This window comes from Labilibaculum euxinicum (genome assembly GCF_963678175.1).
GTDB lineage: Bacteria > Bacteroidota > Bacteroidia > Bacteroidales > Marinifilaceae > Labilibaculum > Labilibaculum euxinus.
Genome location: NZ_OY782756.1, coordinates 1,908,294 through 1,932,744, shown reverse-complemented (window position 1 = coordinate 1,932,744; position 24,451 = coordinate 1,908,294). Strand labels below are relative to the sequence as shown.

Below are 24,451 nucleotides of genomic sequence, written 5' to 3'. Positions count from 1 at the left end.
TAATTCCGTTCATTTTATCGGGGTAACATAAATCATACAAACATGAAATATTTAAAAATATTCAAATATATTTTGGGAATCGCCATTGCAATTTCCAGTTCTTCCTGCAACGAAGATAAATTTCTCGAGATAGATCCAACAGGTCGTGTAACCAGTGACAATTTCTTAAATACCGATAGTGAAGTTAAACTGGCAATTGTTGGAGTATACAACGCAATACAAAACAACTTCTCCAACGGTAGTTGGGCTAGCGTCTATTTTGTAAAAAATCTACCCGCAGACGACTGTCTAGCAGGTTCCTCGGAAGGTGACCAATCGGGTTACCAAAATATTGATGACTTTGCCATTCAAACAGATAATGATAAAATTAAATTAATCTGGTCTAACTTTTACAAAACCATTAGTTCAACCAATACCATTATTAATCAGGTAGAACCAGATACTGATGGTAAAAAAGAGATGATTGCAGAAGCAAAAGCATTAAGAGCTTATTGCTACTTCGAATTGGTAACCATGTTTGGCAGTGTTCCTCTTATGACGGTAAATCCTGTAAGCGAGGTTGATTATCATTTGCCCAGAGCATCCGTTGCTGATATTTATACTCAAATAGAAAAAGATTTTACCGAAGCAATTCCAGATCTTCCATTAAAGAGTGAATACAGCACTGCAGATCGTTATCGCTTTTCAAAAGGAACTGCACAAGCCTACTATGGAAAAGCTCTTCTTTACCAAAAGAAATATGGTGATGCAGCAACTCAACTTGCTTTGGTAATTAGCAGTTTGGAATACGATTTAGAACCAGATTTTGCCGATGTGTGGACAAAAGAAACTGAATTCGGACAGGAGTCATTGTTTGAAGTATCCTACACTGCTCAAGAATCTTACGATTGGGGCAACTTCCCTTGGGGAGGGGGCAACGAAAATAACATCGAAGCCCAGTTACAAGGTCCAAGAGATGCGGTATTCGATTTTTCAAATTCTACTCTTGATATTGTTAATGGCTGGGGTTTCAACTCTCCGTCAGCAAAAATTGGTCAGGCATTTGTTGATGCCGGAGATACTGAACGAGGAAATGCAACCGTATTATCAGCAGCTGATTTTCAAGCAACCGGTGGTGTTATCAAAAACCCAAGTGCACACGACTACGAAGGATACATGCGTTTAAAGTATGTTACAAGACCTTCTGAAACCAGCACTGATGGTGTTCCTGAGCTGAATTACACAATCAACTGGCGTTTAATGCGATATGCTGATGTGTTACTTATGGCGGCCGAAGCCTATCATTTCTCAACCAATGATCCTCAGGCTCTTATCGAATTAAACAAAGTTAGATATCGTGCTGGTTTAACAGACATTACTGCTTCTGATGATATTTTTCAGGCAATTGTTAAAGAAAGACAATTGGAATTGGCTTTTGAAGGCAGTAGATATTGGGATTTAGTTCGTTGGGATCTTGCAGTTCAAGAATTGGGTAGTTTAGGATATACAGCGAACAAACACGAGTTGTTTCCTATACCTCAAAGTGAAATAATCGCAAATAATTCGATTGACGACACAGATCAAAACCCTGGATATTAATATATTATTATATCAAATTTGAATCATAGAGAAGACTACCCTTATTTTTAGGGTAGTCTTTTACTAATTCATTAGAACATAGAAAAAAAGACTATGAAAAGATTTATCCCCATTATAGCAATTGCCTTAACAGCATGCTCGCAACCAAACAAGAACGAGAAAACCAATTTTACTAAAGGGTTTATTGCTGAAGGAAAAACGGCAACTGTAATTACTACTGCCAAGGATACAGATCTTAGATTAACTAAAACAGGACAAGTAGAATTTATTAAAACCAAACAAGCTCAGGAAACTGAAAATTCTGTTTTTGTTAATCCAAACAATACATTTCAAACATTTATCGGAATAGGTGGAGCCATTACCGATGCATCTGCCGAAGTATTTGCAAAACTTTCAGTAGAAAAACAAAAAGAACTGATTACAGCCTACTATGGCAAAAAAGGAAATGCTTATTCCTTAATTCGTACGTCTATTCACAGCTGCGATTTTAGTAGTGGCAGCTTCACATATATCGAAGAAGGAGACAAAAATTTAGAAACCTTCTCAATTGATCACGACAGACAATATCGTTTGCCAATGATTAAACAAGCAATTGCAAAAGCCGGAGGTTCCATTCTATTTTATGCAAGTCCATGGAGCCCGCCAGCATTCATGAAAGACAATAACAACATGCTTCAGGGAGGTAAATTGCTTCCTGAATATTACGATACCTGGGCCAGATACTACGCCAAATTCATTAATGCATACGAAAAGGAAGGCATTCCTGTTTGGGGAATAACAATCCAAAACGAACCCATGGCGGTTCAACGCTGGGAATCTTGCATTTACACTGCAGAAGAAGAAAGAGATTTCCTAAAAAACCATTTAGGTCCAATATTAGAACAAGAAGGACTTGGTGATAAAAATATTGTAGTTTGGGATCACAACAGAGATTTAATCACACACAGGGCAAATACCATTTTCGATGATCCTGAAGCAGCCAAGTATGCCTGGGGAACCGGTTTTCATTGGTATGAAACCTGGAGAGGTGGCGAACCTATGTTCGACAACGTACAGAAAATACAAGAAGCCTATCCAGATAAAAAACTACTTTTTACCGAAGGTTGTAACGAAGCATTCGATTCTTCAAAATATCAGTATTGGCCAAATGCAGAACGATATGGTCGTTCAATAATTAATGACTTTAATCGGGGAACCGTTGGTTGGACAGATTGGAACATTCTATTGGATGAAACCGGAGGTCCAAATCATGTTGGAAATTTATGTTTCTCCCCTATTCATGCAGATACTAGAACAGACAGCTTAATTTACACCCCATCGTATTACTACTTGGGACATTTCTCAAAATATATCCGCCCGGGAGCAAAAAGGGTAAGTACTGTTACAAGTTCCAGCTTTCTTCAAAGCACGTCATTTATAAACGAAGATGGTAAAATGGCAACAATTGTGATGAACAGCACTGAAAAAACTATGAGTTACAAATTATATATTGGAACCAATATTGCAACATCAATTGAAATTCCGGCAAGAGCCATACAAACCATTATATTTTAATCAAATAAAATTCCATATAAAATACTACAATAATGATTAAAAAAGTAAATCTGGTCATCATCTTATTACTTGTGCTTTTATCCTGTAATCAAGAGAAAAACCCCCAATCTAAAGAAGATGAATTTGTGTCTGACCTTCTTGGTAAAATGACTCTTTCTGAGAAAATAGGACAATTAAACCAACACACAAGCCGATGGGAAATGACAGGACCTGCTCCAAAAAATAATAACTCTCAGGATCAACTGGAACAAATAAAGAACGGTAAAGTTGGTGCCATGCTAAATGTTACAGGAGCAGATGCTACTCTTAATGCCCAAAAATTAGCCGTTGAAAACAGCCGCTTAGGCATTCCTATGATTTTTGGATACGATGTAATTCACGGTTATCAAACCATGTTCCCAATTCCTTTAGCTGAAGCCTCTTCCTGGGATCCTGAAATCGTTAAACTATCAGCACAAGTTGCTGCGAAAGAAGCTTCTGCTGCCGGTTTACAATGGACTTTTGCCCCCATGATGGATGTGGGTAGAGATGCACGTTGGGGAAGAGTAATGGAAGGTTGCGGAGAAGATCCTTATTTAGCAAGTGTTTTATCTGTAGCTCGTATTAAAGGATTTCAAGGAACTGATTTATCGGCAAACAATACCATTGCTGCCTGTGCAAAACACTTTGCCGGTTATGGATTCTCCGAGTCAGGAAGAGATTACAATACTGTTGATATTGGATCCTATACACTTCACAATATTGTTTTACCACCCTTTAAAGCGGTAGCTGAAGCCGGTGTTTCTACTTTCATGAATTCATTCAATATTATAAATGGAACGCCCTCTACAGCAAACCCATATCTTCAACGCAACTTACTAAAAAACAAATGGAATTTTAAAGGATTTGTTGTTTCCGACTGGGGAAGCATTGAAGAAATATCAAATCACGGAGCTGCCGAAAATCTAAAAGAGGCTGGCCTGCTTGCAATTAAAGCAGGTTCGGATATGGACATGGAGTCCAATGCCTACAGCAAATATCTTAACGAACTTGTAGATGAAGGCAAAGTAGATGAAAAGTTGATTGATGATGCAGTTAAACGCATTTTAAAAATTAAGTACAAACTAGGCTTGTTCAATGATCCATATCAATACTCTAATATTGAACGTGAAAAAAGAGAAATCTACAGCAAAGAAAATAGGGATGCTTCCCGAAACGTAGCCCGTCACTCAATGGTACTTCTTAAAAATAAGGCTCAGTTACTTCCTTTATCGAAACAAATAAAGTCGATTGCCCTTATTGGCCCGTTGGCCGACAGTAAGGATATCCCTCTGGGAAGTTGGAGAGCAAAAGCTATTAAAAACTCGGCAGTATCCCTACTGGAAGGAATTCAATCAGCCGTGTCTGCAAAAACGAGAATAAACTACAGTAAAGGCTGTAATCTGACGATTGGAGATAGAAATTTTCTTCAGGAGCTCTCTTATGAACAAAATGACAAATCAGGATTTCAGGATGCAATAAAAGCAGCACAGAATTCAGAAGTCGTAATTATGGCTCTTGGAGAAGATTGCTGGCAATCCGGCGAAGGCAGGAGTCAAACAGACATTCGTTTAAAAGGACTGCAACAGGACTTATTTAATGCTGTAAAAAAAGTAAACAAGAACATTGTTGTTGTATTAATGAATGGCCGGCCTCTTGCCATTCCCGAAATAGCTGAAAATGCAGATGCTGTTCTGGAAACATGGTTTGGTGGTTCCGAAGCAGGAAATGCAATTGCAGATGTTCTTTTTGGAGATTACAATCCATCAGGTAAATTAACCATGTCTTTCCCAAGAAATGTAGGCCAATGTCCGATTTACTACAATCACATGAACACAGGCAGACCTACTTCTACGAATAATGTATTTTGGTCACACTATACCGATGCACCAAATACACCATTATATCCATTTGGTTATGGTTTAAGCTACACCACATTTGCCTACGGGGAAGCATCAATCAATTCCGGTGAAATAAAAAAGGATGAAACCATTGAGATTAAAATCTCGCTTGCCAATACAGGAAAATATGAAGGTGAAGAAGTTGTTCAGCTATACATTCAGGATCCTAAAGCAACCTATGCCCGTCCGGTTAAAGAACTAAAACAATTCAAAAAAATCAAGTTAAAACCAGACGAAAATATAATGGTATCATTCACATTAAAACCTGAAGACCTGGGATATTATTCCCCGGAAGGAGAATTCCTGATAGAATCGGGAGAATATCACATTTATGTTGGTGGAAATTCGCAAGAAGTTAGGCAAGTTAATTTTACACTTATAAATTAGTTAATATTAGTTGATTTTAAAAGGGCGGAAAACAATCCTGTTTTTCGCCTTTTTCTGTAAAAAACAAACTCCTTTTGATAAATTGGAACAATAGAATTTTAAAAGTTAAATTTTCAATAAAAATTATACACCTTATCCTTAAGCTATTGTGAAATTAAAATTGTTAAAGACATTTAAATTCATCTTTTTCATTTCTTTTCCTTAGTTTTTTTGCGTATTTTCAATCTAGAAAGATTAATCATTTATGGCTTTAAAAGTCATTAACGCGCGAATAACAAGAACCGGTTTATATTTAACAGAATATTAACTTGTGCAATAAGTTGCATATTAAAATATAGGAGGAATTGTGATGAACATGAAAATGCAATCCGTAGGTTTTAAGGCAGATAGCAAATTAGAAGCTTTTATTAACCAAAAATTTAAGAAACTTGAAAAGTTGGAAAGTACAATTACTGGTTACGATATAATACTTAATGTTGACAAATCAAGTACAAAAGACAATAAAGTAGTTGAAGTGAAAATTAAAGTTCCGGGAAGTGAGCTTTTTGCAAAAAAGAAAAGCACCTCGTTTGAAGAAGCTGCCGACTTAGTTTCAGAAGCTTTACGAACTCAAATATTAAAATACAAAGAAGTAAAAGCCAGCAAATAAAATATCAACCCTCTGCATTCGCAGAGGGTTTTCTTTTTCCCCTTCCCCAGACTCATCCCGTCGTCAAAACCCATCCCAAAAACATAAAAAATCTTTAATACAAAATTATTTTTCTATTTTTGATTTTTAAAACGGAGATATTATGCTTGCGCTTTCTAAAACAAAAACGAATCTTGATTTTGAAAAAACATTCAAAGAGTTATATTCTCCATTGTGCAATTTTGCCTACTCCTTCCTTTCTGACCATGATTTATGCGAAGATCTGGTACAAGATGTTTTCCTGAAAATATGGGATAAGTCTCCTGATATTAACACTTCCATATCGTCTTACCTATACCAAGCTGTTAAAAATTCCTGCTTTGACCATATGAGAAAAAGTTATAAGCAGTCGATTATTCCAATTGAAGAAATTGAAGATCCTATTGATTCCCCTTATGAATTAAACCGCGAAAAAGACCTGACAGCTTTAAACAAAAAAGTTGAAAAAGCGATCAATTCACTCCCTCCAAAATGCAAAGAGATTTTCTTGCTTCGCCGTAATTTTCAAATGTCTTATAATGAAATATCAATTGAATTGAATATCTCGAAAAAGACCATTGAAAATCATATGAATTCAGCAATTAAAAAGTTGAGAACTCAATTAAGCAAGTCCGATTTTCTAATCTATTTTTTCTTTCTCGAAAAAAAATAAAAAAAAATCACTTTTCAACTAGGGGTAAAATGCATAATCATTGTCTTACCAATAGAGTTTAAAGAAACACCTTACATTTTGTAGAAACTCTGACAACTAAAATTGCAATTTTTTTGTTTCGAATGCCAATAATATCATGCACCATGAAGGTAAACACCGAAATATTAACCGATTATTTAAATGAAAAATGTGACGACAAAACAAAACAAAAGCTAGAAATATGGCTAAATAAAGATCCTGATAATCAGAAGTATCTTAATGAACTAAAGATATATTGGGATGCGAAAGAATCCATAACTGCAAAAATCGAATTCGATTCTGAAGCAGGATTTCAAAATTTATTAGCAAAAAAATCAAAAATAAAATCACAATATCTAAAAAGAACACTTCGGTATGCTGCCCTTATAGTTGCTTTTATTTCAACCAGTTTGTTCGGATATCTTTTTATTGCTCCTGAAAATTCAAACTTAATTGTTTCGAACATGGAACAAACTGAAAAAACTTTGGTACTTCCTGATGGTACATCCATTATTCTTGCAGAAGGATCCAGAATTGAATATCCAAATCATTTTTCGAAGAATGAAAGACTCATTACTTTAAAGGGAGAAGCTTTTTTTAATGTTGCCAAAAACAAAGAAAAACCTTTTATTATTTTATCTGGGCAAACCCGAACAATGGTAGTTGGCACATCTTTTAGAATAAAAGAAGAAATTGACAGAACAACGATAAAAGTTCGGACTGGAATTGTGGAGTTTATGGAAAAAGGAAATCCGAAAAATAAAACCAGATTACTGAAAGGTGATTGTGCGCAATTTGTAAACAATCAAAAAGTGGTTCTAAAAAAGGATTCTGAATCTAATGAAATTGATTTTACTGTAAAGCTATTAAAATATAATAACGAGAGGTTGGAAGTTATTTGCAAAGATTTAAGCGAACTTTTTAATACCACAATTCAGATCCAAAATATACCAAAATCTCAACTTTCGCTTTCTGCGGTATTTGAGGATGAAAATCTGGAAAGCATAATAAAATCTCTTTGCTTCACTCTTAATCTCGAATCCGAACAAAAAGAAAATATAATCCTACTAAAGTAAATTAATAAATGAAGCACATCATTCTTACCCTTAGCTGCATAATAATGTTGTTGGGGAGTACAAATCTATTGTCACAAAATAGAATCAATAATATTATAAAAACAGAAAAGAATTCCTATACATTAAATGAATTAATGAACCTGATAAAGACTCAATCCGGATACAATTACACGTATCCAACAGATAATGATCTCAGTCAGAAAACAATTAATCTGGGTAAAAAGGAATATGCACTGGATCTTCTGTTAGACAAAATATCTCTTCAATTGCAACTTAAATACAGGATAATTGAGAAGCAGATATCATTTAAAACTATACAAAAAAAAACAGTAACCATTAGTGGATATATTCGTGATAAGAAAACGGGTGAAGACTTAATTGGAGCCGCATGTTACATTAAGGAATTAGCAAGTGGAACAGTTAGTAATGTGTACGGGTTTTATTCGCTCAGTATCCCTTCCGGGAAATACACGATTAGCTATTCCTTTTTAGGCAACAAAACAGAAGAATCGATTATCGAAATTGAAGAAGATAAAGTTTTAACTGTTGAATTAGATAATGAAAGTCAGCAAATAAATGAAGTTGTGATAACGGGAGAAGGTGCTGCCAAAAACATCAAGCGCAATGAAATGAGCGTTGTAAAACTTCCTGTTTCAACGGTAAAAAAACTTCCTGCACTAATGGGTGAAGTTGATTTAATCAAAGCCATTCAAATGCTTCCCGGCGTAAAACCTGCGGCCGAAGGAGGAACTGGATTTAGCGTTCGTGGAGGAAATCCGGATCAAAATTTGATTCTTTTGGATGAAGCTCCCGTTTACAACGCTTCTCATCTTTTAGGTTTCTTTTCCATTTTTAATAACGATGCCATCAGCGATTTAAAACTCTACAAGGGAGATATTCCTGCAAACATAGGAGGCCGGTTATCCTCTTTTTTAGATATCAGAATGAAAAATGGAAATTCTAAAAAATTCTCTGGAAGCGGTGGAATAGGAACCATTTCGTCGCGCTTAACTTTGGAAGGACCAATTGGAAAAAATGATAAAACCTCATTCATTTTAAGTGGCCGAAGAAGTTATTTGGATCTATTTCTTCGTCTTTCTTCAAATGAAGATGTAAATGACAACATCGTGTATTTTTACGATTTAAACGCTAAAATTAATCATCGGATTAATAGTAAGAATCGAATATTTATTTCGACCTATTTTGGGAAAGACAAGTTTAAAAACAACGATAACCAACTTTCGTTTGGAAATCAAACCTTAACTCTTAGGTGGAATCATTTATTTTCAAACAAACTATTCTCAAACACGTCTCTACTTTGGAGCAAATACAATTATGAATTGTCTAATAGCAGTGGAGCTAATGCCTTTATGTGGGATTCTAAACTTGAAGATTTGTCCGTAAAGCAAGATTTCAATTACTTTTTAAATTCAAACAACACAATCAAATTCGGAGGAATATTCACCTACCATAAATTTGAACCTGGTTATGCACACGGAATTGGTGAGGAATCCTTTATATCAGAATACAAGGTTAATAATTCGAATGCGTTGGAAGAAGCCCTGTTCGTTTCTAACGAACAAAAAATAGGAGAACGATTAACATTAAAATATGGAATACGTTTTTCGATGTTTAATAATATTGGAAAAGGTACCGTTTATGATTTTAATAACAATTATGAAGTTACTGATTCTACAATTTACAAATCAGGAAATATATATAATACATATACCAACTGGGAACCACGACTTGGAGCAAAATATTCTTTAAATGAGGTTTCTTCTGTTAAAATAAGCTATTCCAGAACCTCACAATACATGCAGCTTGCTCAGAATTCTTCAGGGGGAATGCCTTTGGATGTTTGGTTTCCCTCTTCGCCTAATGTTAAACCACAAAAATCAGATCAATATGCCATAGGTTATTTCCGAAACTTCAAAGACAACGCAATAGAAACATCAGTGGAGCTGTACTATAAAAAAATGAAAAACACTGTTGATTTTAAAGATTTTGCCAATCTGCTCTTAAACAAAGAATTGGAAGGCGAATTACGATTTGGTTCCTCTGAAGCTTACGGTATAGAATTTATGGCACAGCTTAATTTAAATCGTCTGGATGGATGGCTTGGGTATACCTATGCAAGCACCAAACGAACTGTTGCAGGTATTAATAAAGGCAACACCTATCGCTCACCCTACGACGTACCTCATGATATTAAGGCTGCCCTAAGTTATCAATTAACGAAAAGAACAAGCATCTCTGCTAATTTTACCTATTCAACAGGGAAACCAATAACCTTCCCAACAGGGCGGGCAGAATATCAAGGTGCATTTATAAAAATATATTCGGATAGAAATTCCTACCGTTTGCCGGATTATCACCGAATGGATTTGGCTTTAACCGTTAAGAATAAGAAAAAACCAAATAGAAAATGGGAAGGAGAATGGAACTTTTCCTTATACAATGCCTACGGAAGAAAAAATCCTTGGGTTGTAAATTTCGTTCAGGATGAAAATGATCCTAAAAAGATTTATGCAGAAAAAACATATCTGTTCACTTTTGTTCCTTCAGTGACCTATAATTTTAAATTTTAAAATAATGAAACGAATAATATATCTTATCACATCTATATTAATACTAAGCTCTTGCACCGAGAAGATGGATGTAGAATTAGACAGCACTTCTACCCGCTTATGTGTTGAAGCCAAAATCACAAATGATTTCAAAAAGCATTTCGTGAAATTAAGTGAATCGAGCGACGTATTCTTTAACAAAGAAGCAATACCTGTTACTAAAGCGAATATAAAAGTCAGCGATGGCACATCCGATTATCTTTATGAAGAAACAAGCCGGGGATATTACGAAAGCGTTACCAAATTTTCGGGAATACCAGGCACAACATACTCTTTATCAATATCCAATATTGATATCGATCAGAATGGTGAAAAGGAAATATACCAAGCTCAATCCGTGATGCCATTCCCATATGATGTTGATTCAATTAAGATGAATTACGACAAAAGATACATGAATGACGATGGTGATAGAAAAGCATATTGGCTTCTTTCCTTGTATTTACAAGATGATATCGAAACAGAAAATTATTATGGTTTTGCCTGCCAAATTAATAATATATTGGTAAAAGATACCATAACTGAAGTTGTGATAGCCGAAGACACTTTCTTTAATGGAGGCGATTCAAAAGGTGTTGACGTTGGATTTTTCGATCAGGAAAAACCCGACGAAATAATTTATGATAATGACAAAATTACTTTAGAAACTTATGCTATGACTGAAGACTATTTTGACTTTGTTAATGAATTTCAAACTATGGACCAAAAACAAACGCCCATGTTTTCAGGTCCGCCTGCCAACATAAGAAGCAATATTTCGAATGATGCAGTTGGCTTTTTTGCAGTTTATTCCATCACACGCAATTCCATCACGGTTAAAACTGAACAATAAATTTAAAGAGCACCAAAGGTGCTCTTTTCTTTTTTTATTCTTTAAACCCGATGTCCTTATGGGAACCATCGCAAAATGGTTTACTTTTAGAAGAACCGCAACGGCAAAAGTAGCAAGCATTTGCCATTACTTTTCTCTGTCCATCTGAACCAACAAGAGTTATTGGTCCTTCCATCATAATAGGACCATCTTTAAATACTTCTACTTTGTGCCCGGCTTCAATTGCTTTAACCGGACCTTTTTCACCGTCTTCACGATCGGGACTATTCATATAAAAAGACAACGCTCTGGACGGACATTTTTGCACCTGTTTAATGATCTCTTCAGTACCAGCTCCTTTTGCTTTAACCCAAGGTCTTGTCCCCGGCTGAAAAACATCTGGCAATCCTTTAGAACAAACACCGGAATGAATACATAAATCAGATTCGTACACTACTGTAACCACTCCATTGGAATATTCTTTTTTCGTTTTTATCATGGCTCATTAATTTTGATGTTTTTTACTTCACCTATTAATTTACTACATTTTCATGAATATTATTAAATTATTTTCCAACAAATAAAATTACTCTTTCAACAGCAATCATCTCATTCTGAAACCCCTGCAAAACCAAAGGAAAGTTTCATCTGTGAAAAAATAAATCCAGATAAAAAAAGGGCTTGCACATCAAAAAAAATATCCTACTTTTGTCGCAGACTTTTCGGGAAAACATTTTTGAAAAGACTAATTACAGACGGGTGTAGCTCAGTTGGTAGAGCACTGGTCTCCAAAACCAGGTGTCGGGAGTTCGAGTCTCTCCACCCGTGCAAAAACCTTTCTAATTATTTAGGAAAGTTTTTTATTTTATAAAAAAAGCGACCATTTCTGATCGCTTTTCACTTTTTATAAATTATCCTTTAAGTAATACTTTTCATTTGCATCCATCTCTACAATTCCTTCTCTCAATTTATAGTTTGGAATCTCTCTTTTTGATTTTTTTGAATGAAACCTTTTTTTCTTCTCCTTTTGGGGCTGAATTGATCTAATAGTTTTCGACATAACTTTAAATTTTAAAAAACTAAGTGTTTACTATTATTTGTTTTCTACGCAAAAAAATAAAATAAGTGACAAAAAAAAGATGAACCACTTAATTGATTCATCCTTCTTATTATTTTTTCAGAATTGAATACCTACAAAAGCTGCATATCATACAATTTTTTATACGTACCATTTTTTGCAATAAGCTCTTCATGTTTGCCACGTTCAACAATCTCTCCTTCATGAAAAACACAGATCAAATCGGCATTTTTAACTGTTGACAAGCGGTGAGCAATTACAACTGAAGTACGATTCTGCATCAATTTATCCAAAGCATCCTGTACCAATCGCTCTGATTCCGTATCTAAAGCTGAAGTAGCTTCATCCAAAATCATAATAGGAGGATTTTTAAGAACAGCTCTGGCAATACTCAACCTCTGCCGCTGACCACCGGAAAGTTTACCGCCACGATCTCCAATATTAGTATAATAACCATCTTCAGTTGCTGTGATAAAATCATGAGCATTAGCAATTTTAGCTGCGGCCTCAACTTCTTCCAATGTGGCATTTTCTACACCAAAAGCAATATTATTAAAAATAGTATCATTAAACAAAATGGATTCCTGATTCACATTTCCCATCAAGTTTCTCAAATCCTTCATTTTATAATCCCGAATATCAGTACCATCCACAAAAATACCACCTTTGTTTACATCGTAAAACCGTGGTAATAAATCCGCAAATGTAGTTTTACCTGAACCTGATTGACCGACCAATGCTACTGTTTTCCCTTTTGGTATAGTAACACTAACCTCTTTCAAAACATTACGTTCTCCATTGTAGGAAAAAGATACATCCCTGTATTCAATTAATTCCTGAAAAACGCCAACACTTTTTGCGTTCTCCTTTTCTGTAATTGTCGATTTGGCATCCAATAATTGATCGATACGATCCATTGCTGCCAATCCCTTTTGAATACTATAAGCAGCCTTTGAAAATTGCTTTGCAGGGTTAATCACAGAATAAAACATAGCCAAATAGGCAATAAAGGCAGACGCATTCAAATTACCTGTACCATTAAGAATTAATCGTCCTCCGTACCATAAAACAATTACAATCACCATCGTTCCCAAAAGTTCACTTAAAGGATGAGCCAGAACGTAACGTCTCATCATGCTATTCATGATCTTTCGGTAATCATTACTCTCAACCATAAACCGATCGTTCATTTTATCCTCAGCATTGAATGCTTTGATGATCCGAAGGCCGGATAAAGTTTCTTCAATCGTAGAAAGAATATCACCCATTTTATCCTGTCCCGACCGTGAACTTTTCTTCAAATTCCGGCCAACTCTGCCTATTATAAACCCAGCTATAGGTAGTAATATAAAAACAAAAAGAGTAAGTTGAGGGCTCATAATAATCATTCCTACAAGGTAGACCATAATAATAACCGGGTTCTTAAAAAACATGTCTATTGAACTCATAATAGAGTTTTCAACCTCAGATACATCACCTGTTGAACGGGACATAATATCACCTTTCTTTTCATCTGTAAAATAAGGCAATGGCAAATTCACAATCTTACTATAGATAATCTGACGCATATCACGCACTACGCCATTTCGAATGCTTACACTATGATAAGATCCTAAAAATGCAAAAGCAACCTTAAACAAAACAATAACCAAAAGAACAAGCCCAACAAACATCAAGGAAGCATCGGCACCATAATTCTGAGTCAATAAATAAGTATAATAGTAAAAATTATTAGTTAAGGCATCTGTAGTAAACTCCCATGCAACTTTTTCAGTTACAGGGTCTCCTGAAATACCAAATATGATATTCAGTACCGGAATCATTACTCCAAATGAAAATGCACCAAACAAAGCAGATAGCAAGTTATAAAAAAACATCATTCCCAAATCCAATCGGTAAGGAGGCAAGAATCGTTTAAGAACCTTAATAAAATTTTTCATCAAGTAATTAGTGTGTAAAAATTATCAATAAGCTGTAAAAAAACAAGGCTGTAAAAGTACAACTCTTACAGCCTATTTACAAAGTATTAACAAGATTTAATATTTTAGATTCCAGTATAATTATCTGGACTAATCGCCTTTAATTCAACCTTTAAGCTGTCGTCAACATCAAGAGTATCGATAAACTCAGCAATACTTTCTTTTGTTATATGACTATTGGTACGGGTTAAAGCTTTTAATGCTTCATAAGGATTTGGATATCCTTCGCGGCGAAGAATGGTTTGAACTGCCTCGGCAACAACCGCCCAGTTCGCATCCAAATCGGCCTGAAAAGCTTCTTTCGAAATAATCAATTTATCCAAACCTTTTAATAAAGATTTAAAAGCAATAATAGTATGTGCAAAAGGAACTCCGATGTTTCTTAAAACAGTAGAATCTGTTAAATCGCGTTGCAATCTGGATATTGGTAATTTTGCCGATAAATGCTCAAAAGTAGCATTTGCCAATCCAAGATTTCCTTCCGAATTTTCAAAATCGATTGGGTTAACCTTATGAGGCATAGCCGATGATCCTACTTCACCCTCTTTAATTTTTTGTTTGAAATAATTCATGGATACATAAGTCCAAAAATCACGATTCAAATCAATCAAAACGGTATTAATTCGTTTTAGATTATCGAAAATAGCTCCCATATTGTCATAATTGGAAATCTGCGTAGTGAATTCCTCACGTTCCAATTTCAAAATATCATTTACAAAATGGTTCCCAAATTCTTTCCAGTCGGTTTTAGGATATGCTACATGATGAGCATTAAAGTTACCGGTAGCCCCACCAAATTTAGCCGAACATGGAACACTTTTCAAGAGATCCAACTGCTTCTTTAAACGATATACGTATACCTGAATTTCTTTTCCCAAACGAGTTGGAGATGCCGGCTGACCATGAGTACGGGCCAACATTGAAATTTCTTTCCAATCATCAGAAAGACTGTCCAGTTTATTAATCAATTCGTCTAAAAGAGGATAATATACATCATGCACAGCATCGCGCAATGAATACGGTGTTGCTGTATTATTAATATCCTGAGAAGTTAATCCGAAGTGAATAAACTCTTTGTATTTGTGAAGATTTAAAGCATCAAATTTTTCCTTAATAAAGTACTCAACAGCTTTAACATCATGATTTGTTACGCTTTCAATATCTTTAACTTTTTGCGCATCTTCAACTGTAAAATCGAGATATAAACTACGCAAATCTGCAAATAAATCCTTATCGAAATCTTTTAATTGCGGAAGAGGAACCTCACATAAAGCAATAAAATATTCTACTTCTACCAAAACTCTGTATCGCACCAAAGCATATTCCGAAAAATACTCTCCTAAAACGTCTACCTTATCACGGTAACGTCCGTCAACCGGCGAAATTGCTGTCAAACTCTGCATTTCAAAAAAATTAAATGTCAATAATGGTTATTTAGAAGCCCAAAGGTAATTAAAAGCGATGAGTCGCGAAAGTTTTCATAGAATGATCTGATGAAACAATGAATCTTATATTTCGCATTTTATCGATAAATGTTATTTTTGTTAAGTCACTTAACTTAAAAAAGAATCAATGAAATTCATTACAGATTTCAGCTTTGGCTTACGAACTTACACCGAAGCCATTCAATATATTTTCAGAAAACGATTGGCTTGGTTTTTCATATTCCCAATTCTTCTCAATATCATTTTATTTTGGGTTGGCTGGGATTACATTGGTGATTTGGCTCAACAATCGCAAACCTATCTTGAAGGATGGTTGGATTTAAAAAATACTGAATTTTGGGGTTCCGGTTTCTTAAAAGCGACCCTTGGGGGATTTATTTGGGTAATATTCAAATTATTATTCTTTTTGATATTCGCATATTTTGGAGGCTATATCATCATCATTCTTATGTCACCTGTATTCTCCTATTTATCAGAACGAACAGAAAAAATAAAAACAGGAAATGACTATCCATTTGAAATAAAACAATTTCTAAAAGACATTGTACGCGGCGTTTTTATTGCTGTTCGAAACTTGCTAATAGAACTGGCTTTAACGATACTCATGTTTATTTTAAGTTTTATTCCGATAATAGGTTGGATTGCCGCTATATTACTGTTTTTTATTTCAGCGTATTTCTACGGATTTTCATTTCTGGATTATGCAATTGAACGCAAAAAAATGAGCATTACACAAAGTGTTCTGTTCATGAGAGAAAACAAAGGAATCGTAATTGCCAATGGTTTTATTTTTTCACTCTGCCTGATCGTTCCATTTTGCGGCGTTTCTTTTTCAAGTTTTGCAGCTATTATTTCAGTTGTTGCAGGAGCTTTAGCAGTAAATGAAATTTGGGATGATGACAAATACCTAAATAGAAAATCAAACAAAATTTAAACTTAATTGCTATCTTACATATAAGTTCAAATTCCTCCTGTTAATTGTCAGGCTTAGGTTTTGAATACAATCAGACACAGTAAAAACAAATACAAACATGAATAACATTCGTCGCTTTCTTCTTATCATTTTTTCTTTATCGCTGACTTTCCAGCTTATGGCAAATCAGCCTGCTGACAGTATTCCGGAAATTAACAAAACACAGGTTTACAAGTTTGATATTAAACGGGAGATTGGGCCTGCCGCCTGGAGACAGACAAAAGATGCACTTCAGGAAGCCGTTGAATGGAATGCTGATATCATTCTTATTCATATGAATACCTACGGCGGTACGGTGATTCATGCAGATTCAATTCGAACAGCCATTTTAAACAGCAAGATTCCTGTTTATGTTTTTATTGATAACAATGCTGCATCTGCCGGAGCTCTTATTTCCATTGCCTGCGATAGTATTTACATGAGAACCGGAGCCAATATTGGAGCGGCAACTGTTGTAAATCAAACAGGTGCGGCAATGCCCGATAAATATCAATCGTACATGCGATCGACAATGCGTGCAACAGCCGAATCGCATGGCAAAGACACATTAATTCAAAAAGGTGACACAATCTACAAATGGCGAAGAGATCCGTTAATTGCTGAAGCGATGGTTGATCCCCGAACTTATATTGAAAATGTGATTGACACCGGAAAAGTTTTAACTTTCACTCCGGCTGAAGCAATTAAAAACGGATACTGCGAAGGAATTGCAAATAGTGTGGAAGAAGTCCTTGCTAAGGCTGGAATAAAAGAATATACGATTAAAAAATATGAACCAACTGGAATTGAAAAAATGATTGATTTCATGATTAATCCTATTTTACAAGGTATCTTAATCATGATTATTATTGGAGGAATTTATTTTGAGTTACAAACTCCGGGAATCGGATTTCCGATACTGGCATCCGCAATTGCAGCGGTTCTCTACTTCTCGCCCCTTTATTTGGAAGGAATGGCCGAAAACTGGGAAATTCTTTTATTTGTTGCCGGTGTCATCCTCCTCGCTCTGGAAATATTTGTTATTCCAGGCTTTGGTGTTGCTGGTATTTCCGGAATCATTCTCATTATTACCGGCCTAGCTTTAAGTTTGGTTGACAATGTTGCTTTTGATTTTGAGCCCCGTCACGTAAGAGCTTTGCTTGGTGCAATTATGCTGGTTGTCTTTTCTATGCTAGCCTCCATACTGGGATCAATTTATGCAAGCAAAAGGCTGTTTGCCTCCAATTCCTTTTTAGGACATTTAGCTCTTGGCACAATAGAAAAATCAGAAGATGGTTACGTTAGTGTTGATATGAAAGGCAAATCATTAATAGGGAAAACAGGAACCGTTCTTAGCGTTCTTCGTCCTTCGGGCAAAGTATTTATCGAAAATCAAATTTACGATGCTAAATCGGAGGACGGTTTTATAGACAAAGACACACTTATAGAAGTAATCCGTTTTGAATCCGGTCAGGTATATGTTATAAAAAAAGAAGATGATGAGCTCAATCAAGCTTAGAAATTATAAATCAGACGATTACCAGTCCGTTCTTAAGTTATGGGAAATAACCAGTTTGGGAGGTGAAGAACGTGGCGACAATGCAGAAACAATCGAGACAAGCTTATTGCACGGAGGCAAATTCTGGATTCTTGAAGATTCCAAAACCCGAAAACTGATTGGTTCTTGTTGGGTCACAAATGATTCCAGACGATTGTATCTGCATCATGTGGGAATTCATCCTGAATATCAACTCCGGGGATATGGAAAATTTCTTACTGAAACAGCATTGGCGCATGCTAAAAGCTTAAACATGCAAATTAAACTGGAGGTTCATCATTCAAACAAAACGGCACTAAATATTTATAAAAAACTAGGATTTAATATCCTTGAAGGATACGAAGTAATGATTAAACGAAGGCATTAAAAACAAAATTATGCATAACACTCTGTAAAATAAACTGATTTGACTTCTGTTTTTAGTATTTCAGGAATTAAAAGAGTAAAATTGCAACAAAATCAGTAATATATTTTTTAGAAAACTATGACTTTAATTTCACCTAAGGGGTTAATCGATTTCTCCCTTCTTGAAAAGATTACCAAGAAACCTAAACTGTTTGCAAAAGACGATGGGAATTTTTGGCAAGACCCATACGTTTCGGAGCATCTGCTAAATGCTCATCTTGACGATGAATCGGATCAGGGTTCCAGAAAATATCAGGACATACTGCAATCTGTACTTTGGCTGAGCGAATACCTAAAACTTCCGGAAGATAGTAAATTACTTGATTTGGGCTGTGGCCCCGGTTTGTACAGCGAAAATTTCTATGGACAGGGTTTTGCTGTAACTGGAATTGATTTCTCGCAGAGTTCTATTGATTATGCAAAAGAACAAGCTGAGGAATTTAATTATCGTATTAAATACATCTGCAAGGACTATATGGAAATGGATTACAAAGAAGAATTCGATGTAATCACTCTCATTTACGGCGATTTATGCGTGTTATCTCATGATGACAGAAGCTTACTCCTGCAAAAAGTTAAAAAAGCATTAAAACCAAGAGGTTACTTGATTTTTGATGTATTCACAAAGCATTATTTCGAGAATGAAGAACCAGACCAATCGTGGTACATTAGCAAAGAAGATGGATTTTGGAGTGAGGAAGAACACCTTTTGTTACAATCTCATTACAAATACAAGAAAGATAAGGTTAGATTGGATAAGTACACGCTGATTTTAAAAAACGGCGAAATCCGGACTCATAACATATGGAAACATTATTTTTCACTGGAACGAGCTATCTCTATGATAAAAGAAAGTGGATTTAGTGTGAAAGATTACTGGTCGGATCTTCAAGGAGTGCCTTTCGAGGAAAACAGTCCATGGATTGGATTTGTTGCACAAAAAACGTGATGAGTAAAACAAAAAAAACTCCGTCAGAAAATTAATTCTGCCGGAGTTTACTAAATAAACTGGTGGGTTTATTATTCTTTATACATCTTATCAATAAGATGTTTGTATTTCTCCTGAATTACTTTTCGTTTCAATTTCAGCGTTGAAGTTATCTCGCCTGCCTCGATTGAAAACTCTTTCGGTAATAATGTAAATTTTTTTATCTTCTCGAAACGCGAAAATTCTTTTTGCATTTCCTCAAAACGTTTTTCAAAAAACTCTATTATTTGAGAATTACCCAATAACTCTTCAATAGTTTCAAATCCAATATTATTCTGAATTGCATATTTTTGGAGAGGTTCCATTGCCGGAACTGCCAAAGCAGTTACATATTGTCTGCAATCACCAATTACAGCTATTTGCTCAATAAACTGATCGTTAACCAAGGTTTTTTCCAGCTTTTGAGGAGCAACATATTTTCCCCCCGAAGTTTTCATCAAATCTTTAATCCGATCGGTGATGGTTACAGCACCATTTTCATCAATTCTACCTGCATCACCAGTACAAAACCAACCATCCTTTATTACTTCAGCAGTAGCTTCAGGTTTCTTGTAATATCCCCGCATAACACCAGGTCCTTTCACTAAAATTTCATCGTTATCACCAATTTTAATCTCAGTTCCAACAATTATACGTCCTGTTGTGTTAAAATCTATGTACTTATCACCATACAAACATACAGTTGCCATGGTTTCGGTTAAGCCATATCCCATCTTTACATTTAAACCTGCAGCATGAAAATATTCAATAATATTTGAATCTAACGGAGCTCCGCCACAAGGCATAAAATTTATTCTGCCACCAAATATATCACGAAGTTTCCTCAGCACTAATTGATCAGCAAGCTTATGCTTGAAATTCAAACCAGCTGGAACTTTCTTCTCAAACAGGAGGTATTCATTATAATATTTACCGCCAATTTTAATCGCCCAATTCATTAAAGATCTCTTTACAGCTGAGGCCCCTTTACTTTTCTCCTGAATGGCCGCATAAATCTTCTCGTAAATTCGGGGAACCGTACACATTAGAGTAGGTTTCACTTCTTTCATCGCATCACCAATCTTTTTAGGATCAAGATTGAAATAAATTTCTATTCCACGATGAAAACAGAAGAAACACCAAATTCGTTCATAAACATGGCTTAAAGGCAAAAAACTAAGAGAAACATCTTTATCAGATACATTCAATTCCTTATCATGTGAGACCAGTACACTTGAAATATTGTTGTGATCGATCATTACTCCCTTTGGTTCTCCTGTTGTTCCCGAAGTATATATCAGAGTAGCAAGATCATCTAATTCTGCTCTTCCAAACCGTTCTTCAAAAGCAGCACCATTCATAGCATTCTTTCCATAAATCAAGAACTCATCCCAATGCATTGATCTTTCAAAATCGGACAATACAATATCCTTATCAAAAGCAACAATCATTTTAACATGAGGAACTGTCTTAATTAATTCCACTGCGCGATCATACTGCTCTTGTTCTCCAACAAAAATAACCTGCGTTTCAGAATCTTCAATGATATATTTTGCTTCTGCTGTTGAATTCGTTGGATAGATTGGAACAGTTACGCCCCGCACACACATAATCGCCAAATCGGCCGTAATCCACTCCGGCATATTTTGTGAGAATATAGCAACCATTTGCTTTTCCTCAACACCCATTTTTATCAGCGCTTTTGATATTTGCCGAATTTCCAATCCAAATTCAGTCCAGGTTACACCAACCCATTCCCCACTTTTTTCATCCTTATAGTGCATAGCAATTCGATCTGAATATTTTTCAATACGATCTCGAATTAATTTGCCCCAATGTTGATATTCCATAAAAGTTATTTAGTTGTGATATTGGCGCAAAGATAGTGATGTTTCCTTACTATTAAAAGGTTTTCGAAAGCAAAGCCAATAAGCTAAAGTGTTAAATATCATAGAAATAGAACATCCCTCAAACAAAACATCATCAAAGTAGTTACCTCTCAACAGGTTATAAGAAAACGACCGTAAACATAAGTGTTCCGGTCGTTCCATATATTTAAATAAAGAAATAATACAGTATTTTACTTAGCGAATGCTAAAATCCATCATTTTCTCCCCTTCCAGCTCAGCAATCAGATGATCGCCGATTTTAACCGGGCCCACACCTTCCGGTGTTCCTGTATATATCAGATCTCCGATTTTCAGCGTGAAATATTGTGACAAATACGAGATCAGATAATCAATTGAAAAAATCATATTTGAAGTATTACCTGTCTGCACCCTATTCCCATTGATATCCAAATGGAAATTCAACTGATTAACATCCCTGAACTTATCTTTCGATATAAATTTACTGATTGGCGCAGCACCATCAAATGCCTTTGCTTTTTCCCATGGCAAGCCTTTCTTTTTACATTCAGCTTGAATATCCCGGGCGGTAAAATCAATGCCCAAACCGATTTCATCATAATACCGATGAGCAAATTCCAAAGGTATATTCTTACCTACTCTACAAATTTTCACCACCACTTCCACCTCATGGTGAATGTCTTTGGAAAAGTCAGGGTAATAAAAATCATTATTGTTTTTTAAAAGTGCAGAATCGGGCATCGAAAACACCACAGGCTCTTCAGGAACCGGATTATTAAGCTCCTTAGCATGATTTTCGTAATTTCTTCCTATTGCTAAAATTTTCATCAATAATCTATTACTTATTAAACCCTCTCAATTTAATCTCTGTAAGTACTTTTTTGGTGTACAATGGGAAATCACTATTCATCACCCAACCGTAATAACCAGGTTGATCAGCCAATACTTTTTCTACTGCCACACCTTTATTTTTTCCAAAATTAAACATTTCAATCCCATTTTCATCCTTGATAATAAAACCGGCGAAATCAACATTATTATTCTGAGATGAATATTTAGACAAATAATCGATATCATTTTCAAGATTGTCGTACTTGTCTAACTGTGATTTTAAAACCTCATAAGTCGCTTTTGTATCTGCCTCGGCACCGTGTGCTCCTTCTAGTTCTTTATTGCAATAAAATTTATAGGCTGCAACAAGTGTGCGTTGTTCCATTTTATGAAAAATAGTCTGTACATCCACAAACTTTCTTTTTTTCATATCAAAATCAATATCTGCACGTAAGAACTCCTCTGCCAGTAACGGAAAATCAAATCGATTGGAATTGTATCCAGCCAAATCGCACCCTTCCAAATATTTTGCAATAGTTTTACCTACTTCTTTAAACAATGGTTCGTTTTTAACATCCTCATCAGTTATGCCATGAATAGCACTTGACTGTGCCGGAATTGGCATTCCCGGATTTACCCGAAAGGTCTTCACCTCTTCATCACCATTGGGATTCACTTTTACAATACACATTTCTACAATACGATCTTTCGCAACATTAATTCCTGTGGTTTCAAGGTCGATAAAGGCAATTGGATTCTTTAAATTCAAATTCATGGGATTCTTATGAAATTTAGCTTGTGTAACAAAAATATAAAACCCAACAGAGCTTTACGTTCTGTTGGGTTATTTTATTTCGTAATCATATAAGTTTTTGCTTAGGCATTAATCATCATTGGCATTAACAACATCAACACATCCTCGTCGGCATTATCATTATCGTAAGGCAGGAAAATACCTGCTCTTGTTGGATCAGATAGTTCGACCATAACATTTGAGGACGAAATATTAGACAAAATCTCTAACAAAAATACCGATTTAAATCCGATTTCCAGATCCTGTCCTTCATACTGGCATTGTAATCTTTCTCTTGCTGATATTGAAAAATCAATATCCTGAGCAGAAACAACCAATTCATTTGCTTTCAATTCAAATTTAATTAGGTTACTTGCCGGATTTGAAAATACAGAAACCCGTCTTAATGTATTATATAGTTCAACCCTGTCGATCGTTAATTTATTAGGATTGGTTTTAGGAATAACCGAGTTGTAACTTGGATAGTTTCCTTCAACCAAACGACAAATCAACTTGTAATTCGACAAAGTAAAAAAGGCATTTTTCTCATCAAACTCTACGCGAACAGGATTCGTTTCTTTCGGAAGAATATTACGCAATAGCGATGCTGGTTTCTTTGGCAAAATAAACGATGATTCAACCTCTGATCTTCCGTCCAGTCTTTTGTAACGAACTAATTTATGAGCATCAGAGGCCACAAAAGTAAGGTCGCTATTTCCCAATTCTACAAAAATCCCGTTCATCACCGGACGAAGTTCATCATCAGCCGTTGCAAACAATGTTTTGTTGATACCAGTTAATAGAACTGAACCTTCAACCGAAATATTCACCAAATTAGTTTCCTGTTTTGCAGGAAGTTTTGGAAAATCTTCTCCGTTCTGACCAACAATACTAAACACCCCGTTTTCGGAAGTAATTTTCACTGCCAAAGAAGTCAGATCAATATCGAATGTAAGTGGTTGCTCTGGAAATTCTTTTAAAGTATCAGTCAAAATTTTAGCTGGAAAAGCAATTACCCCTTCGCCTACCGAAGTCTCTAATGGAATTGTAGTAATTAAGGTAGATTCTAAATCCGAAGCAGTAGCTACCAATTGATCATTTTTTAATTCAAACAAAAAATTGTCGAGAATAGGTAAGGTATTCTTACTACTAATAACACGACTAATTGCCTGTAAATGACTTAACAATTCTGTACTTGATACTACAAATTTCATTTGCATAATATTTTAAAATTAACCAAAAATTCAAAATCAGGAACCCTT

The 24,451-nt window shown here is 35.3% G+C and carries 20 protein-coding genes, 1 tRNA gene and 1 pseudogene; 14 read left to right on the top strand and 8 right to left on the bottom strand.

All coding sequences use genetic code 11. From position 1 onward, the window contains the following. The first annotated feature begins 42 nt into the window (after nt 1-42). The 8 genes from ACY0M5_RS08100 (at nt 43) to ACY0M5_RS08065 (ending at nt 11,334) form a co-directional block, all read left to right on the top strand. Nucleotides 43-1,578, top strand: coding sequence for a RagB/SusD family nutrient uptake outer membrane protein (locus ACY0M5_RS08100; RefSeq protein WP_461631401.1), 1,536 nt, complete (start codon nt 43-45; stop codon nt 1,576-1,578). A gap of 93 nt (nt 1,579-1,671) precedes the next feature. Further along, complete coding sequence (locus ACY0M5_RS08095) at nt 1,672-3,132, top strand: glycoside hydrolase family 30 protein (protein WP_461631400.1); 1,461 nt, start codon at nt 1,672-1,674, stop codon at nt 3,130-3,132. Between the two features lie 32 nt (nt 3,133-3,164). Continuing rightward, nucleotides 3,165-5,438, top strand: a complete 2,274-nt coding sequence (bglX, locus tag ACY0M5_RS08090) for a beta-glucosidase BglX (RefSeq protein ID WP_461631399.1) — start codon at nt 3,165-3,167, stop codon at nt 5,436-5,438. 355 nt (nt 5,439-5,793) lie between these two features. Then, entirely contained in the window at nt 5,794-6,087 is a 294-nt protein-coding gene (gene hpf, locus ACY0M5_RS08085) for a ribosome hibernation-promoting factor, HPF/YfiA family (protein ID WP_225441357.1), read from the top strand. 142 nt (nt 6,088-6,229) lie between these two features. After that, complete coding sequence (locus ACY0M5_RS08080) at nt 6,230-6,778, top strand: RNA polymerase sigma-70 factor (RefSeq protein ID WP_461631398.1); 549 nt, start codon at nt 6,230-6,232, stop codon at nt 6,776-6,778. 143 nt (nt 6,779-6,921) lie between these two features. Further along, complete coding sequence (locus ACY0M5_RS08075; protein ID WP_461631397.1) at nt 6,922-7,872, top strand: FecR family protein; 951 nt, start codon at nt 6,922-6,924, stop codon at nt 7,870-7,872. Nucleotides 7,873-7,880: 8 nt separating this feature from the next. Then, nucleotides 7,881-10,463, top strand: coding sequence for a TonB-dependent receptor (locus ACY0M5_RS08070; protein ID WP_461631396.1), 2,583 nt, complete (start codon nt 7,881-7,883; stop codon nt 10,461-10,463). A gap of 4 nt (nt 10,464-10,467) precedes the next feature. Beyond that, nucleotides 10,468-11,334 carry a DUF4249 domain-containing protein gene (locus ACY0M5_RS08065; protein WP_461631395.1) on the top strand — a complete coding sequence of 289 codons (867 nt, stop codon included), beginning with the start codon at nt 10,468-10,470 and terminating at the stop codon, nt 11,332-11,334. A gap of 34 nt (nt 11,335-11,368) precedes the next feature. On the opposite strand, the gene ACY0M5_RS08060 is transcribed toward ACY0M5_RS08065, so the two are convergent. Then, nucleotides 11,369-11,812, bottom strand: a complete 444-nt coding sequence (locus ACY0M5_RS08060; RefSeq protein ID WP_124992060.1) for a (4Fe-4S)-binding protein — start codon at nt 11,810-11,812, stop codon at nt 11,369-11,371. A gap of 256 nt (nt 11,813-12,068) precedes the next feature. Here ACY0M5_RS08060 and ACY0M5_RS08055 point away from each other — a divergent pair. Then, nucleotides 12,069-12,141 (top strand) — tRNA-Trp (locus tag ACY0M5_RS08055). A 76-nt stretch (nt 12,142-12,217) separates the two neighbouring features. On the opposite strand, the gene ACY0M5_RS08050 is transcribed toward ACY0M5_RS08055, so the two are convergent. From ACY0M5_RS08050 to purB, 3 genes are all read right to left on the bottom strand, one after another. Then, nucleotides 12,218-12,373, bottom strand: a complete 156-nt coding sequence (locus tag ACY0M5_RS08050; RefSeq protein ID WP_154675800.1) for a hypothetical protein — start codon at nt 12,371-12,373, stop codon at nt 12,218-12,220. Between the two features lie 131 nt (nt 12,374-12,504). Then, the gene (locus ACY0M5_RS08045; RefSeq protein ID WP_461631394.1) at nt 12,505-14,331 is read right to left on the bottom strand and encodes an ABC transporter ATP-binding protein; all 1,827 of its coding nucleotides are present in this window, start codon (nt 14,329-14,331) and stop codon (nt 12,505-12,507) included. A 104-nt stretch (nt 14,332-14,435) separates the two neighbouring features. Beyond that, a complete protein-coding gene (gene purB / locus ACY0M5_RS08040) occupies nt 14,436-15,773 on the bottom strand; it encodes an adenylosuccinate lyase (protein WP_461631393.1) in 1,338 nt (445 codons plus the stop codon). A gap of 169 nt (nt 15,774-15,942) precedes the next feature. On the opposite strand from purB, the gene ACY0M5_RS08035 reads away from it, so the two are divergent. The 5 genes and pseudogenes from ACY0M5_RS08035 (at nt 15,943) to ACY0M5_RS08015 (ending at nt 19,679) form a co-directional block, all read left to right on the top strand. Further along, a complete protein-coding gene (locus ACY0M5_RS08035; protein WP_461631392.1) occupies nt 15,943-16,749 on the top strand; it encodes an EI24 domain-containing protein in 807 nt (268 codons plus the stop codon). 97 nt (nt 16,750-16,846) lie between these two features. Continuing rightward, nucleotides 16,847-17,326, top strand: a pseudogene (locus ACY0M5_RS08030) (NfeD family protein); the annotation flags it as partial. Continuing rightward, the gene (locus tag ACY0M5_RS08025; protein ID WP_461631694.1) at nt 17,300-18,286 is read left to right on the top strand and encodes an NfeD family protein; all 987 of its coding nucleotides are present in this window, start codon (nt 17,300-17,302) and stop codon (nt 18,284-18,286) included. The pseudogene ACY0M5_RS08030 and the gene ACY0M5_RS08025, both read left to right, overlap by 27 nt. After that, the gene (locus ACY0M5_RS08020) at nt 18,267-18,692 is read left to right on the top strand and encodes a GNAT family N-acetyltransferase (protein ID WP_461631391.1); all 426 of its coding nucleotides are present in this window, start codon (nt 18,267-18,269) and stop codon (nt 18,690-18,692) included. The genes ACY0M5_RS08025 and ACY0M5_RS08020 overlap by 20 nt, the downstream gene beginning before the upstream one ends. A gap of 117 nt (nt 18,693-18,809) precedes the next feature. Further along, nucleotides 18,810-19,679: a class I SAM-dependent methyltransferase gene (locus tag ACY0M5_RS08015; protein ID WP_461631390.1), complete on the top strand. Its 870-nt coding sequence runs from the start codon at nt 18,810-18,812 to the stop codon at nt 19,677-19,679. A gap of 71 nt (nt 19,680-19,750) precedes the next feature. Here the strand turns inward: ACY0M5_RS08015 and ACY0M5_RS08010 are convergent, their stop codons facing one another. From ACY0M5_RS08010 to dnaN, 4 genes are all read right to left on the bottom strand, one after another. Beyond that, nucleotides 19,751-21,547 (bottom strand): AMP-dependent synthetase/ligase, encoded by a 1,797-nt coding sequence (locus ACY0M5_RS08010; RefSeq protein WP_124992067.1) that lies wholly within the window; start codon nt 21,545-21,547, stop codon nt 19,751-19,753. 234 nt (nt 21,548-21,781) lie between these two features. After that, the gene (locus ACY0M5_RS08005; RefSeq protein ID WP_156195004.1) at nt 21,782-22,393 is read right to left on the bottom strand and encodes a fumarylacetoacetate hydrolase family protein; all 612 of its coding nucleotides are present in this window, start codon (nt 22,391-22,393) and stop codon (nt 21,782-21,784) included. Nucleotides 22,394-22,403: 10 nt separating this feature from the next. Next, nucleotides 22,404-23,171 (bottom strand): 3'-5' exonuclease, encoded by a 768-nt coding sequence (locus ACY0M5_RS08000; protein WP_124992069.1) that lies wholly within the window; start codon nt 23,169-23,171, stop codon nt 22,404-22,406. Nucleotides 23,172-23,272: 101 nt separating this feature from the next. Then, nucleotides 23,273-24,403 (bottom strand): DNA polymerase III subunit beta, encoded by a 1,131-nt coding sequence (dnaN, locus tag ACY0M5_RS07995; RefSeq protein WP_461631389.1) that lies wholly within the window; start codon nt 24,401-24,403, stop codon nt 23,273-23,275. Between the last annotated feature and the right edge of the window lie 48 nt (nt 24,404-24,451).

Coding starts and splice junctions, on each gene's coding strand:
- dnaN (WP_461631389.1), bottom strand. CDS start 24,403: ATGAAATTTGTAGTATCAAGTACAGAATTGTTAAGTCATTTACAGGCA.
- ACY0M5_RS08035 (WP_461631392.1), top strand. CDS start 15,943: ATGAAATTCATTACAGATTTCAGCTTTGGCTTACGAACTTACACCGAA.
- ACY0M5_RS08060 (WP_124992060.1), bottom strand. CDS start 11,812: ATGATAAAAACGAAAAAAGAATATTCCAATGGAGTGGTTACAGTAGTG.
- ACY0M5_RS08000 (WP_124992069.1), bottom strand. CDS start 23,171: ATGAATTTGAATTTAAAGAATCCAATTGCCTTTATCGACCTTGAAACC.
- ACY0M5_RS08050 (WP_154675800.1), bottom strand. CDS start 12,373: ATGTCGAAAACTATTAGATCAATTCAGCCCCAAAAGGAGAAGAAAAAA.
- ACY0M5_RS08095 (WP_461631400.1), top strand. CDS start 1,672: ATGAAAAGATTTATCCCCATTATAGCAATTGCCTTAACAGCATGCTCG.
- ACY0M5_RS08045 (WP_461631394.1), bottom strand. CDS start 14,331: ATGAAAAATTTTATTAAGGTTCTTAAACGATTCTTGCCTCCTTACCGA.
- ACY0M5_RS08065 (WP_461631395.1), top strand. CDS start 10,468: ATGAAACGAATAATATATCTTATCACATCTATATTAATACTAAGCTCT.
- ACY0M5_RS08020 (WP_461631391.1), top strand. CDS start 18,267: ATGAGCTCAATCAAGCTTAGAAATTATAAATCAGACGATTACCAGTCC.
- ACY0M5_RS08025 (WP_461631694.1), top strand. CDS start 17,300: ATGCGTGCAACAGCCGAATCGCATGGCAAAGACACATTAATTCAAAAA.
- purB (WP_461631393.1), bottom strand. CDS start 15,773: ATGCAGAGTTTGACAGCAATTTCGCCGGTTGACGGACGTTACCGTGAT.
- ACY0M5_RS08005 (WP_156195004.1), bottom strand. CDS start 22,393: ATGAAAATTTTAGCAATAGGAAGAAATTACGAAAATCATGCTAAGGAG.
- ACY0M5_RS08080 (WP_461631398.1), top strand. CDS start 6,230: ATGCTTGCGCTTTCTAAAACAAAAACGAATCTTGATTTTGAAAAAACA.
- ACY0M5_RS08075 (WP_461631397.1), top strand. CDS start 6,922: ATGAAGGTAAACACCGAAATATTAACCGATTATTTAAATGAAAAATGT.
- hpf (WP_225441357.1), top strand. CDS start 5,794: ATGAAAATGCAATCCGTAGGTTTTAAGGCAGATAGCAAATTAGAAGCT.
- bglX (WP_461631399.1), top strand. CDS start 3,165: ATGATTAAAAAAGTAAATCTGGTCATCATCTTATTACTTGTGCTTTTA.
- ACY0M5_RS08100 (WP_461631401.1), top strand. CDS start 43: ATGAAATATTTAAAAATATTCAAATATATTTTGGGAATCGCCATTGCA.
- ACY0M5_RS08015 (WP_461631390.1), top strand. CDS start 18,810: ATGACTTTAATTTCACCTAAGGGGTTAATCGATTTCTCCCTTCTTGAA.
- ACY0M5_RS08070 (WP_461631396.1), top strand. CDS start 7,881: ATGAAGCACATCATTCTTACCCTTAGCTGCATAATAATGTTGTTGGGG.
- ACY0M5_RS08010 (WP_124992067.1), bottom strand. CDS start 21,547: ATGGAATATCAACATTGGGGCAAATTAATTCGAGATCGTATTGAAAAA.